We start from the raw sequence: 11,593 nt of genomic DNA, 5'->3' as shown, positions 1-11,593 counted from the left end.
AGATCGCCATGAAGCTCGATCAGCCGCGCCAGATGCGCCTCGCCATCCCCCAGCAACCGATCGACCAGGGCGGCGAACTGCACCTCCGAAACCTCACCGGCCAGTTTCCTCAACGCCTCGAACGGTTCATCGACCCGCCCGCCCAGCACCTCCTCGCGCGCCGCCCGCCGGCGCTGCGCCGCCTCGGCCTCATCGGCCACCACGAAATGCGGCGAAATCCCCGCCTCCAACGGAAACCGCCGCAGCAGCGACTGGCAGAAGGCGTGGATCGTATCGATCCGCATCCCCCCCGGCAGATCCAGCACCACCCCGAACAAGCCGCGCGCCCGCGCCCGCATCGCCGCATCCGGCGCGGCATCGAGCAGACGCAACTCCGCATCCAGCGCCGCATCCGGCGCGATCGCCCAGCGCCCCAGCCGATCGCGCAACCGGATCGCCATTTCCGCCGCCGCCGCCCGCGTGAACGTCAGGCACAAAATCCGCGCCGGCGGCGCACCCGCCAGCATCAGCCGCAACAGCCGATCGGTCAGCAGCTTGGTCTTGCCCGACCCCGCCGACGCGCCGACGAACGCCGAAACCGCCGGGTCGGACGCCGCAAGCTGCGCCGCCTCCGCTGTAGCGACCGCCCCGCTCACGCGCTGTCCTCCCACTCCGCCCGGCGCGACACCCCGGCGAACGGCTGATCATAGGGCGCCCGCGCCGGGCTCGGCCGGTCGAAAAACGGCGTCGCCGGATCGGCATAATGCGCCAGCAGCGCCGGAATCGCCGCCCGCGCGGTGGTGATCACCGCCCGCACCCGCGCCGCATCCCCCTTGAGCAACGCCCGCGTCTCCCCCTCGGTCGCCCCGCCCGAGAGTTTCCAATAGGCGAGTTCATCGACCACCCCGCCGAACCCGGCAAACCCGCCCATCTCCGCGATCACCGCCTCCAGCGGCAGTTGCGGCGAAATCCCCGCCTCCACCTTTCTGTCATCCGGCGGCGTCCCGGTCTTGTAATCGATGATCGCGAGCCGATCGCCCCGCCGCTCGATCCGGTCCACCCGCCCCTTCACCGTGAACGCCCCGAACCGCCAGACCCCGGGCAATTCCACCGCGATCGCCTCAGCGCATCCCGCCTCCTCGATCCGCGCCCGCTCGATTGAAACAATCCATTCCGCGATCCGCGCCAGCCGCACCCGCCAGAACGCCGCCAGCGCGCGGCGCATCCGGTGCCGTCCCAATTGATATTCGAACGATACACGCAACAGCGAAGCCGCATCCCCCGCCAGCGCCCAATCCGGCCGGGTCGACACCGCCGCCAGCCCGTCATGCACGATCGTCCCGAACAGCGCCGTATCGCTTTCGGCATCGAGCGGATCGAGCGGGCGCAACCGCATGATCCGCCGCGCATGGATCGCATAAGGGTCCGCCAGCAAAGTCGTGATGTCCGAAATCGAATACTCCACCGGCCGCACCATCGCCTTCGGTCGCGGCGCCGGCTTCTCCCGCACTTCGCGTTGCACCGGCTGGTCGAGCTGCGCCGCCCAACTCCCCGCCGGATGCAGCGGCAAACCCAGCCCCGCGCCCCGCAGCACCAGATCGAGCCGCGCGATGAAGCGCGACGGCACCGCCGGCGCCCGACCCCGCCGCTTCGGCACCGACAGCACAACCATCCCGCAACTCGCCATCAAACTCGTCACATCATGCGCCGCCTCGCCGATCAGCGCCGCATCATCCGGCAATTGCGCCGCCCGCCGCATCGGCCGCGACAGCCACGGCCCCGGATCGGGCTCGGCCGGAAACACCCCCTCGACCATCCCGCCCAGCACCAGCGTATCGACCCGCTGCAACCGCGCTTCCATGATGCCCCAGATCGCGACGCGCGGATTGGCATCCCGCGCCCGCGGCCGGCGCAACCGCGCGCTGCCCAGCACCGCATCGAGCAGGGCGACCAGTTCGCGCGGATCGACCGGCGGCAGATCCTCCAGCGCCGCCATCTGCACCGCCAGATGCTCGGACAGCGCCGCCCCGGCCTCCGCATCCCACAGCACCGAACGCCGCTCGTCCCCGTCCGCCGCCTCGGTCGTCATCGCCTCCGCCGCCGCGATCAACGCCCCCAGCAACGCCGCCGGCGCGATCGAAACCGCCGTGCACGCCGCGATCAACGGCTCAAGCAAGCTCTGAATAGATTCGATGAACTGATTGATTTCACGATACGTCTCGTTATCCGTGGCAAACCGCAGCGCCGCAAACCCCGGCCCCGGCGCACACGCCCGCAAACATAAATCCAGCCGCCGCGCCAGGCGCCGGCACTCCGCACCACGCCGCCCCGCAAACACCAGCGGATGCTTCAACAGCCCGAGCAACGCCACCGCCGCGTAATCCCGATCCTGCGCCGCCGCCAGCAGCCGCAGCATCACCGCCGGCGGCGTCTCCGCCAGAACCTCGCCCGCGCTGTCCTCCGCCCGAATGCCCAGCCGCAGCAACTCCGCCGACACACGTTGCGCCAACCCCCGATCCGGCGTCACCAGCGCCGCATCCCGCCCCGGCGCTTCCAACGCATCGCGCAGCACCAGCGCGATCGCCCGCGCCTCGTCCTGCTCATCGCCCGATTCCAGCCGGTACATCCCATCGGTCGAAATCGCCGCCGCCGGCGTCACCGGCGGCAGAAACGCGCGCCGCAACAAATCGACCCGCGCGGTCTCCCGCATCCCGCCCAGCGCGACCACCTCATCGCGCGCCACCCCCATCGCGGTCAGCAGCCGATACAACCCCGCCTGTGGATGGGTCGGCACCTCCGCCAGCCCCGCAAATTCGGCCTCGGACATGCCCGGATCGAACCCGGCCAGCACCACACGCCCCGCAGGCAACCCGGCCACCACCCGTGCCAGCCGCGCCACCGCCGGCGTCGCCACCGCCAGCCCGGCCAGCCATACCGGCATCGCCGGCGGCGCATCCGCCCAGAAATCCGCCTGCGCATCGATCAACCGCCGCAACCGCTGCGCCGGATCGACCGCACCCCGATCCGCCAGAATCTCCGGCCATAACCGGGTCACGATGGTCAGAAAATCCAGCGTCCGCTGCCAGTGCACCGCCAGATCGGGTGCGACGATCCCCGGCAAGGTGGCCGCCAGATCCACCTCCGCCTGCGCCGCCGCATCGATCAGCACCGCCAGATCATCGGCCAGCAACAGCGCCTCGGCCAGGCGTTGCGGCGCGCCATCGCGCCCGCCCATCCCCAATATCAACCGTGCCAGCACCGCGCGCCGTTCCTCGGCCGGAATCGCCGGCGGCAATTCCAGCCCCGAAGCAATCCCCAGCGCCGCCTCATCCGCCGCCCCGATCGCCGCAATCCGCGGCATGATCAGCGGCCCGCCATTCGCCGCCAGAAACGCCGCCGCCGCCGCCCGCGCCGCCCGCCGCGTCGGCAGGATCAACAACCCCTCCGCCACATCCCGCCCCGCCGCCCGCGCCGCCTCGAGCCAGGCCCGCGCCAGACTGTCCAGAAACGGCGCCGCCATCGGCACGAACGCAACCTGTGGCCTCATGGCACCAACCGCGCCGGACCCTCGATCCGCACCACCCGCTGCTCGCCCGAACCCCACTCCAGCCCGATTCGCACCGCCCCTTCCGGCACATCACCCCCCAACCGCTCCGGCCATTCCACCAGCACAATCCCCGCCAGCGCCGCGTCGAACCCCAATTCCTCGACATCCCCTGGCCCCGCCAGCCGCCATAAATCGAAATGCGTCACCGGCGGGTCCAACTCATAACTCTGCACCAGCGTAAAACTCGGGCTCGGCACCTCCAGCGTCTCATCTCCCGCCCGCGCCCGAATGAACGCCCGCGCCAGCGTCGATTTCCCCGCCCCGAGCGGCCCGCTCAACAAAAACACATCCCCCGCCACCGCCCGCGCCGCCAGCTCCCGCGCCAGCGCCACGGTCGCCGCTTCGGATTCAAGCATCATCTCGCGACTCGTCATGCCCCGATCCTGCGCCAAGCCGGCGTCGAGGCAAAGGCGGGGTAGCCAGCAGACGTCAGACAGGTCTGCTTTTTTGAAAAAAAGCAGCAAAAAACTTTCGATCCATTCGGGTCTTGTCGGTGACGCCACCTTGGCCTCAGCTCAGAGCGCTTCCTTTTCCGGCCAGATCGGCTACGGATAAGTCATGTCACATCCCATCACCTCCGACGTGGCCATCATCGGCGCCGGCCCGGTCGGCCTGTTCGCCGCCTTCGAATGCGGCATGCTGAAACTCTCATCGGTGCTGATCGACGCGCTGGCCGAAACCGGCGGCCAATGCGCCGCGCTCTATCCGGAAAAACCGATCTACGACATCCCGGCCCACCCCGCGATCGAGGCGGCAACCCTGATCGAAAACCTCGAACGCCAGATCGAACCCTTCGCCCCGCCGCGCCTGCTCGGCCGCATCGTCACCGCCATCGCCGGCGCCGCCGGCGCCTTCACCCTCACCACCGATCAGGGCGACACCATCCACGCCAAAGCCATCATCATCGCCGCCGGTGCCGGCGCCTTCGGCCCCAACCGCCCGCCGCTCGACGGTATCGCGGCCTTCGAGGCGACCGGTGCGGTCCAATACTACGTGAAAAAACGCGAAGCCTTCCGCAACAAACGCATCGTCATCGCCGGCGGCGGCGATTCCGCGGTCGATTGGGCGATCGCCCTGAACGGCATCGCCGCCAGCATCGCCATCGTCCACCGCCGCCCGAAGTTCCGCGCCGCCCCCGAAATGGCGGATCAACTCGCTGCAGCCGCCCGGCGTGGCGACATCGAGCTGGTCATCCCCTACCAGCTCCACGCTTTGCACGGCGCATCCGGCATCCTCGAAAGCGTCGAAGTCGCCGATCTGAACGGCGCCACCCGCCGGCTCGACGCCGACATCCTTCTCCCCTTCTTCGGCCTCGCGATGGACCTCGGCCCGATCGCCACCTGGGGGCTCGACCTCGCGCAGCACCACATCGCCGTCACCCCCTCGACGCTCGAGACCAGCACCCACGGCATCTTCGCGATCGGCGACGTCGCGAGCTATCCCGGCAAACTCAAACTCATCCTGCAAGGTTTCGCCGAAGCCGCCATGGCCGCCCACGCGATCCACCCGATCGTCCATCCCGGCACCGCGCTGCATTTCGAATACTCCACCTCGAAAGGCGTGCCAGCGGTCTGATCCACGCTGTTCGGATCACGCCGGGCGGCGGGGCGGATCACTCAACCTCGGTGTCCAGCCGCGCCTCGGCCTCGGCCTGAAGCCGCTTGAAACTGCGCCGGCTGAACGGCAGCATCGCCAGATACGCCGCCGCCAGCAAGGCCAGACCAAGCCAGGGGTCGGCCAGCAGAATCGCGGCGAACACAACGACGCCCAGCAGCAGAACCAGCACCAGTTCAGGCGGCACCTTGAAATTCTTGAAACTCCAGACCGGCAGAGTCGAGACGCAGAGCAGCGCGGTCCCCACCAGCACCACCGCGCTCAGCGCCGGCGCCCGCGCCAGATCGGCCAGCCACACCACATTATGTTCCGCCGATTCCAGCCCCAGATAAATCGGCAGCAGCGACAGCGCGGCCCCCGCCGGCGCCGGCACGCCGGTAAAAAAATTCTGCGCGAAGCGCGACGCCTTCAAATGCCCGTCATCCGCATGCGGCAATTCATCGATCGCCGCATTGAACCGCGCCAGGCGCAACGCCATGCTCGCGGTGAACATCAGCGCCGGCAGATATCCGAACGCGCCCCATTGATCGAGCGACCATAAATACAGCACCAGCGACGGCGCGACGCCGAAGCACAAAAAATCGGACAGGCTGTCGAACTCCGCCCCGAACCGTGACGTCGCCTTCAATAACCGCGCCAGCCGTCCATCCAGCCCGTCGATCGCGCCCGCCACCGCGATGGCGATCACCGCCGCGCCGAACCGCCCATCCAGCGCGAACCGGATGCCGCTGAACCCCACGCACAGCCCCACCAGGGTCAGCAGATTGGGCAACATCCGGTTGAAACTCAGCCCGCGCAACCGTGGCCGGCGCGGCGGCCGCCGGCCCGGCAGCACAAACCGCCGCCTGCCACTCTCGCTCATCGCAACGGGTCCGTGCTCACGCCACCGTGGACGGCGCCAGGGTCGCCAGCACGGTCTCACCGCCGACCGCGCGCTGCCCCACCGCAACCAGCGGCACCGTGCCGTGCGGCAGATACACATCGGTGCGGCTGCCGAACCGGATGATGCCGAACCGCGCCCCGGTCACGAGCTGATCACCCTCATGGATGTCACACAAAATCCGCCGTGCGATCAACCCGGCAATCTGCACCACCGCCATCTCCGTCCCGTTCGCCAGCCGGATCGCGATCGCGTTGCGCTCGTTCTCATCGGATTCCTTGTCCGCCGCATTGACGAAACTGCCATGCCGATAGGCGATCCGCGTCACGATTCCCGCCATCGGCACCCGATTGACATGAACATCGAGCACCGAGAGAAAAATCGCGATCCGCGGCATCGCCAGGGCGGGCAGGCCAAGCTCAGGCGGCGGCACGGCGGCGTCAACCCGCACCACCAACCCATCGGCGGGCGCCACCACGGCATCGGCGCGCGGCGGGACCACCCGCTCCGGATCGCGGAAAAAATAGAGGCAGAACACCGTGAAAATCAGCCCGAGCCACGCCAGCCACCCGGCCAGAATCAGGCCCAGCACCACAACCACCAGCCCCGCCCCGATAAACGGCCACCCCGCCCGGTGCGGCGGCGCCAGGACGGAACGCACGGAATTGATCATATCCATAACCCCGTTATGCCCACCGCTCCCCGCGCATGCAAGCAGAGCGGATCGTCAGCCCGGCGTCGCGAGCGGCGGTTTGGGCAGGGTGAAGCGCTGGCCCGGATAGATCAGGTTGGGATTCTGGATGCTGCCTTCATTGGCGCGGTAGATCAGCGAATAATCGGTCCCCTTGCCATAGAGCCTGCGCGCGATCAGCCACAGGCACTGCCCGCGCGTGATCACCACATGGCCCGGCGCCAGCCTCGTCACCTGGTGCGGCGCAAAGGCGGTCTTCATGGTGTCGAGCACTTTGCCGCCCAGCGTGGTGGTTTCCAGCCGGAACGTTCCCGGTTTGCGCGGCAGATGATCGGTCCGCATCGTCCAGCGGCCATCCGATCCGGCAATCGCCGTGCCCAGTCGGGTATCCCCGATGAACAGCGACACGATCGCCCCCGGCTTCGCGGTGCCAGCGATCACCGCCCGGCCCGAACCATCGTAATCGACCGAGCCGAGCCCCAGCGTGCCGGGTTTCGGACCCTGGCCGGTCAGCACGCGCGACGGGGTCTTGCCGATGCCGCTCAACACCGCCAGCGCCCCCTCGTTCGGCGCGTGCGGCACCGAAACCGTCACGCCCCGCGCGCTCGCCAGCGTCTCACCGGATTTCGAAACCTCCGACAGCGCCAATTGTTCGCCGCCGGGCGGCAGCGGCGTCGAGGTGACGAAGGCGAAGCTGCCGGTCCGATCCGCCGTGATCGTGCCGATCGGCTTGCCATTGGCGGTAATCGTCACGCGCGCCCCGGGTGTCGCCTTGCCCGCGATCACCGCGTTCCCCCCGGCATCCACCCGCACCGTATCGAAGCGCGGCCCCACCGGCGCCGCTGGCCGCGCCACCGTCGGCACGGGCGGCGTCACCGGTTTGGTCGGCTCGAAATGCTGCTTGCCGCCCAGGAACACCAGCCCGAGCAGCGCCACGACGCCCAACGCCCCGATCGCCGCGGGCGCCGCCCATTGGGGCACCGCCGGCCGGGCCGGTTTCTCGCGATCGCTCGGTTGTGCGTCCTGCGCCATGACGACTGTCTCTACCCGTGACTTGCTTCGATTTGATTACCCTGCCACGAACTTGTCGATATCGATAGGTTCAAGAGGTAATTCTGAATGATGAGTCACATTTCTGTCACGGTATTCTGCGGATCATCGGTCGGTGCCGCCCCCGCCTACATGCAATCGGCGCGCGATCTGGGGGCCGGACTCGCCGCCCGCGGCATCAAGCTGGTGTTCGGCGGCGGCAATGTCGGCCTGATGGGCGCCGTCGCCGGCGCGGCCCTGGGGGCGGGCGGCCATGTCACCGGCATCATCCCGGATTTCCTGCGCGCGCGCGAGGTCGAGTTTCCCGGCCTCTCGGAGCTGATCGTCACCGATTCGATGCACACCCGCAAGCGGCGCATGTTCGCCCGCGCCGATGCCTTCGTCGTGCTGCCCGGCGGCTTGGGCACGCTCGATGAGCTGATGGAAATCCTGACCTGGAAGCAGCTGGAACGCCACGACAAACCGATCGTCCTGATCGACATCCTGGGCTGGGCGGCGCGGGTGGGTGAATTGCTCGACGCGATCATCGCCTGCGGCTTCGCCAAAGCCTCGGCGCGCGACCTGTTCGAAATCCTGCCGGATGTCGCAACCGTGCTGACCCGGCTGGAGGCCTACGCGCCCTCTTCGGTCGCCGCCGCCGCGATCGACACTTTGTAATCCTCGCCAAACCAGCGGCCGAGATCAACCTCGCGGCACCGGCGCGAGCAGAACGGCGCGTGTTCGGGCGCGCTGGGTTTGCGGCAGATCGGGCAGGGTTTTGTCGTCATGGCATCATCTCATGCAGCGGCGGGTGGATTCGCGGGCGCAGCACCTCCGCGAACCCCAGTGACGTAAACCCGATCAAGCGTGGTTTCAACGGGTCACGCGCCAGCGCGCTGACCAGATCGGGCGCAAGACTGGCCCTGGCCGCCGCCTTCATCCCGGCGAAATCGATCAGGATCGCGCCGCCGAGGTTGCGCAGCCGGATCTGCCGGGCGAGTTCGGGAATGATCGCGCGATTGAGCCGCGCCTGCGCCCCGGTTTTGCCGCCCCGCTCGGCGGTGGCCGCGCCGGCATCGACATCGATGGCGGTCAGCGCCGGCGTCGGGGTAATGATCGCGCGCGCCCCGTGCGGCAACGCCGCGACCGGATCGGCAAGGCACGCCACCTCATCCTCGATCGGCGCGAAGCACCCCGCCGCGTGCTCGATCGCGCCATACAGCTTCCGGAGCCGCGCGATCAATTCGAAATCATCCGCAACGATCGGCGCGTCCGGCCGCAACGCCCGGAACTCGCCGATCGGCCCCGCCCCGCGCGCCCGCAAGCCCGGCTTGCCATCCGCCGCGTCGCCGGTCCGCGCCAGGCGCGGCCCCTTGCCGCCCTGCGCCGCGCGCGTAATCACCACATCGACCAGATCGCCCTCGGCGCCACCCCGTCCGCCCGCGCTGTCCGGCAGAAACCCCACCACGCCGCCCAGCTCAACGAAAGCGCCCCCGAGCGCAGGCACCTGCGCACTGATCCGCCCGGTATAGCGATCGCCCACGCCATCAGGCGCATCGGGCCGCCACAGCATATAGAAGGTGAGCACGCCGTCTTCGACCAAGGCGAGCCGCACCACCCCCGCGCGCTGCGACGCCAGGATCATCCCTGCCGCCACCCTAACCCGCGCAGCAGATTGAGCGTCTCATGCAGCGGCAAGCCGACCACCCCGGAATACGAACCCGACATGAAATCCACGAAACCCGCCGCCCGTCCCTGAATTGCATAGCCGCCGGCCTTGCCCGCCCATTCGCCGCTCGCGACATAGGCATCCACCAGCCAGGGATCGAGCCGCGCGAACGCCACCACGCTCGCCACATTGCGCGCCACGATCCGCCCGTCCGGCCCGCGCAGGGCGACCGCGGAATACACCGTATGCCGCCGCCCGCCGAGCAGGCCGAGACATGCGCGCGCCTCTGCCTCGGTCACCGCCTTGGGCAGAATCCGCCGCCCCAGCCCGACCACGGTATCCGCCGCGATGGTGAACGCGTCCGGCCCCGAAACGACATCGAGCTTCGCGCGCGCAAGTCGCATGGCGAGCGCGCGCGGTGTCTCGTCGCGCCGCGGCGTCTCATCGATATCGGGGCTGACGATCCGGTCCGGCACGATCCCGATCTGGCGCAGCAGGTCGAGCCGGCGCGGACTCGACGAGGCGAGAACCAGCGTTACTTGAATCGGAACGTGATCCGGCCCTTGGTCAGATCATAGGGCGTCATCTCAACATTCACCCGGTCGCCGGCCAGCACCCTGATCCGGTTTTTGCGCATCTTGCCGCTGGTATGCGCCAAAATCACGTGCTCATTGTCCAGCTTGACCCGGAACATGGCGTTGGGTAGCAATTCAGCAACGGTGCCGCTGAACTCGATCATGTCTTCTTTCGACATCTATCCTCGATCTAAAATCGTTTCGTGCGGGCCCCACATGAGCCGTGAGGGCGACAAGGTCAAGGTTTGCACCGCAAGGGGCAGGTCTGCCTAACTTATCCTCGCCGTGATCGAGCGCCCGTGTCCCGCCAGATGCTCCGCCTCGGCCAGCACCACCGCCGCCGGCCCGATCGCGGCGAGGGCGGCTGGCGTCAGCGACGTGAGCGTGGTGCGCTTGAGAAAATCGAACACCGAAAGCCCCGATGAAAACCGCGCCGTCCCCGATGTCGGCAGCACATGGTTCGGCCCGGCGGCGTAATCGCCGATCGCGGTCGGCGCGTACCGGCCGAGAAACACCGACCCGGCATGGCGGATGCGCGCGAAATCCCCCGCCGGATCGGCGGTCATGATCTGCAAATGCTCCGGTGCCACCCGATTGGCCAGGTCGATCGCCTCGGCGCGGTCGGCCACCAGAACGATCGCGCCATGCGCGGCGAGCGACGCAGCGGCAATCGCCGCGCGCGGCAGCGTCCGCAACGCGGTGCCGAGTGCCGTGGCCACGGCCTCCGCCAATCCAGCGCTGTCGGTCACCAGAATCGACTGGCTGTCCCCGGCGTGCTCGGCCTGCGCGATCAGATCGAGCGCGATGTGATCCGCATCATTATCACCATCCGCGATGATCAGCACCTCGGACGGACCGGCGATCGAATCGATGCCAACGCGCCCGAACACCTGCCGCTTGGCCTCCGCCACATAGGCGTTGCCGGGACCGACGATCCGATCCACCGGCGCGATGGTCGCGGTGCCATAGGCCAGCGCCGCCACCGCCTGCGCCCCGCCGATCCGGTAAATCTCGCTCACCCCGGCCCGCTGCGCCGCCGCCAGCACCAGCGGGTTCATCACCCCCTCCGGCGTCGGCACCACCATCGCGATCCGCCCAACCCCCGCGACACGCGCCGGAATCGCATTCATCAGCACCGAGGACGGATAGCTCGCCTTGCCCCCCGGCACATACAGCCCGACCGCATCGAGCGGCCCCCAGCGCAGCCCGAGAGTCACGCCCTGATCATCGGTGAAGGAAAAATCCCGCGGCAGCTGCGCGCGATGGAACGCCTCGATCCGGCGCGCGGCCAGATCGATCGCGCCGCGCTGATCGGCCGGTATCCCCGCCACCGCGGCGGCGATCTCCGCATCCCCCACGCGCATCGTCGCCGCGCTGAGCGCGAACCGGTCGAACCGCGCGGTCAGATCGATCAGCGCGTCATCCCCCTCGGCGCGCACCCGTGCGATGATCGAAGCCACCGCCGCCGCGACATCGGTGGCACTGGCGCGGTCCGCGATCAGCGCGGCAAACGCCGCCTCGAACCCGGGATCGCTGGTGGCAAGCCGGT

The 11,593-nt window shown here is 68.8% G+C and carries 13 protein-coding genes; 2 read left to right on the top strand and 11 right to left on the bottom strand.

What is annotated here, in order from left to right; all coding sequences use genetic code 11:
* From ACP5E6_RS00075 to tsaE, 3 genes are all read right to left on the bottom strand, one after another.
* Positions 1–635: UvrD-helicase domain-containing protein (locus ACP5E6_RS00075; protein WP_427949974.1), on the bottom strand; the 635-nt coding region annotated here is incomplete at its 3' end.
* Positions 632–3,526, bottom strand: coding sequence for a double-strand break repair protein AddB (gene addB, locus ACP5E6_RS00070; protein WP_427949971.1), 2,895 nt, complete (start codon positions 3,524–3,526; stop codon positions 632–634). The genes addB and ACP5E6_RS00075, both read right to left, overlap by 4 nt.
* On the bottom strand, positions 3,523–3,960 hold the full coding sequence (gene tsaE, locus ACP5E6_RS00065; RefSeq protein WP_427949968.1) for a tRNA (adenosine(37)-N6)-threonylcarbamoyltransferase complex ATPase subunit type 1 TsaE: 438 nt from the start codon (positions 3,958–3,960) through the stop codon (positions 3,523–3,525). The genes addB and tsaE overlap by 4 nt, the downstream gene beginning before the upstream one ends.
* Positions 3,961–4,144: 184 nt before the next feature.
* Between tsaE and ACP5E6_RS00060 the strand changes: the two genes are divergently transcribed.
* Positions 4,145–5,161, top strand: a complete 1,017-nt coding sequence (locus tag ACP5E6_RS00060) for an NAD(P)/FAD-dependent oxidoreductase (protein ID WP_427949965.1) — start codon at positions 4,145–4,147, stop codon at positions 5,159–5,161.
* Positions 5,162–5,198: 37 nt separating this feature from the next.
* Here ACP5E6_RS00060 and ACP5E6_RS00055 read toward each other — a convergent pair whose 3' ends face one another.
* Genes ACP5E6_RS00055 through ACP5E6_RS00045 form a run of 3 tightly spaced genes read right to left on the bottom strand, consistent with a single transcriptional unit; the run spans position 5,199 to position 7,803 of the window.
* Entirely contained in the window at positions 5,199–6,062 is an 864-nt protein-coding gene (locus tag ACP5E6_RS00055; protein WP_427949962.1) for a CDP-alcohol phosphatidyltransferase family protein, read from the bottom strand.
* Positions 6,063–6,078: 16 nt separating this feature from the next.
* Positions 6,079–6,759, bottom strand: a complete 681-nt coding sequence (locus tag ACP5E6_RS00050; protein ID WP_427949959.1) for a phosphatidylserine decarboxylase — start codon at positions 6,757–6,759, stop codon at positions 6,079–6,081.
* A gap of 48 nt (positions 6,760–6,807) precedes the next feature.
* Positions 6,808–7,803: an Ig-like domain-containing protein gene (locus tag ACP5E6_RS00045; RefSeq protein ID WP_427949956.1), complete on the bottom strand. Its 996-nt coding sequence runs from the start codon at positions 7,801–7,803 to the stop codon at positions 6,808–6,810.
* Between the two features lie 90 nt (positions 7,804–7,893).
* Between ACP5E6_RS00045 and ACP5E6_RS00040 the strand changes: the two genes are divergently transcribed.
* Positions 7,894–8,478, top strand: a complete 585-nt coding sequence (locus tag ACP5E6_RS00040) for a TIGR00730 family Rossman fold protein (protein ID WP_427949953.1) — start codon at positions 7,894–7,896, stop codon at positions 8,476–8,478.
* On the opposite strand, the gene ACP5E6_RS00035 is transcribed toward ACP5E6_RS00040, so the two are convergent.
* From ACP5E6_RS00035 to hisD, 5 genes are all read right to left on the bottom strand, one after another.
* Positions 8,433–8,588, bottom strand: a complete 156-nt coding sequence (locus tag ACP5E6_RS00035) for a DNA gyrase inhibitor YacG (RefSeq protein WP_427949950.1) — start codon at positions 8,586–8,588, stop codon at positions 8,433–8,435. The genes ACP5E6_RS00040 and ACP5E6_RS00035 overlap by 46 nt on opposite strands.
* On the bottom strand, positions 8,585–9,445 hold the full coding sequence (locus ACP5E6_RS00030) for a ribonuclease E/G (protein ID WP_427949947.1): 861 nt from the start codon (positions 9,443–9,445) through the stop codon (positions 8,585–8,587). The genes ACP5E6_RS00035 and ACP5E6_RS00030 overlap by 4 nt, the downstream gene beginning before the upstream one ends.
* On the bottom strand, positions 9,442–10,014 hold the full coding sequence (locus tag ACP5E6_RS00025; RefSeq protein ID WP_427950157.1) for a Maf family protein: 573 nt from the start codon (positions 10,012–10,014) through the stop codon (positions 9,442–9,444). The genes ACP5E6_RS00030 and ACP5E6_RS00025 overlap by 4 nt, the downstream gene beginning before the upstream one ends.
* Positions 10,005–10,223 carry a translation initiation factor IF-1 gene (gene infA, locus ACP5E6_RS00020; protein WP_029311525.1) on the bottom strand — a complete coding sequence of 73 codons (219 nt, stop codon included), beginning with the start codon at positions 10,221–10,223 and terminating at the stop codon, positions 10,005–10,007. The genes ACP5E6_RS00025 and infA overlap by 10 nt, the downstream gene beginning before the upstream one ends.
* 90 nt (positions 10,224–10,313) lie before the next feature.
* Positions 10,314–11,593 (bottom strand): histidinol dehydrogenase (gene hisD, locus ACP5E6_RS00015; RefSeq protein ID WP_427949943.1); only part of this gene is annotated, 1,280 nt, incomplete at its 5' end.

The sequence above is a fragment of the Acidiphilium sp. genome (assembly GCF_049977125.1).
Taxonomy (GTDB): Bacteria; Pseudomonadota; Alphaproteobacteria; order Acetobacterales; family Acetobacteraceae; genus Acidiphilium.
The sequence above is the reverse complement of the archived record's forward strand: the minus strand, read 5'-3'. Positions and strand labels throughout refer to the sequence as shown.

Bases quoted from the DNA above. Each gene is read 5' to 3' on its own strand.
- addB (WP_427949971.1), bottom strand. From the start codon at position 3,526: ATGAGGCCACAGGTTGCGTTCGTGCCGATGGCGGCGCCGTTTCTGGAC.
- tsaE (WP_427949968.1), bottom strand. From the start codon at position 3,960: ATGACGAGTCGCGAGATGATGCTTGAATCCGAAGCGGCGACCGTGGCG.
- ACP5E6_RS00060 (WP_427949965.1), top strand. From the start codon at position 4,145: ATGTCACATCCCATCACCTCCGACGTGGCCATCATCGGCGCCGGCCCG.
- ACP5E6_RS00055 (WP_427949962.1), bottom strand. From the start codon at position 6,062: ATGAGCGAGAGTGGCAGGCGGCGGTTTGTGCTGCCGGGCCGGCGGCCG.
- ACP5E6_RS00050 (WP_427949959.1), bottom strand. From the start codon at position 6,759: ATGGATATGATCAATTCCGTGCGTTCCGTCCTGGCGCCGCCGCACCGG.
- ACP5E6_RS00045 (WP_427949956.1), bottom strand. From the start codon at position 7,803: ATGGCGCAGGACGCACAACCGAGCGATCGCGAGAAACCGGCCCGGCCG.
- ACP5E6_RS00040 (WP_427949953.1), top strand. From the start codon at position 7,894: ATGAGTCACATTTCTGTCACGGTATTCTGCGGATCATCGGTCGGTGCC.
- ACP5E6_RS00035 (WP_427949950.1), bottom strand. From the start codon at position 8,588: ATGACGACAAAACCCTGCCCGATCTGCCGCAAACCCAGCGCGCCCGAA.
- ACP5E6_RS00030 (WP_427949947.1), bottom strand. From the start codon at position 9,445: ATGATCCTGGCGTCGCAGCGCGCGGGGGTGGTGCGGCTCGCCTTGGTC.
- infA (WP_029311525.1), bottom strand. From the start codon at position 10,223: ATGTCGAAAGAAGACATGATCGAGTTCAGCGGCACCGTTGCTGAATTG.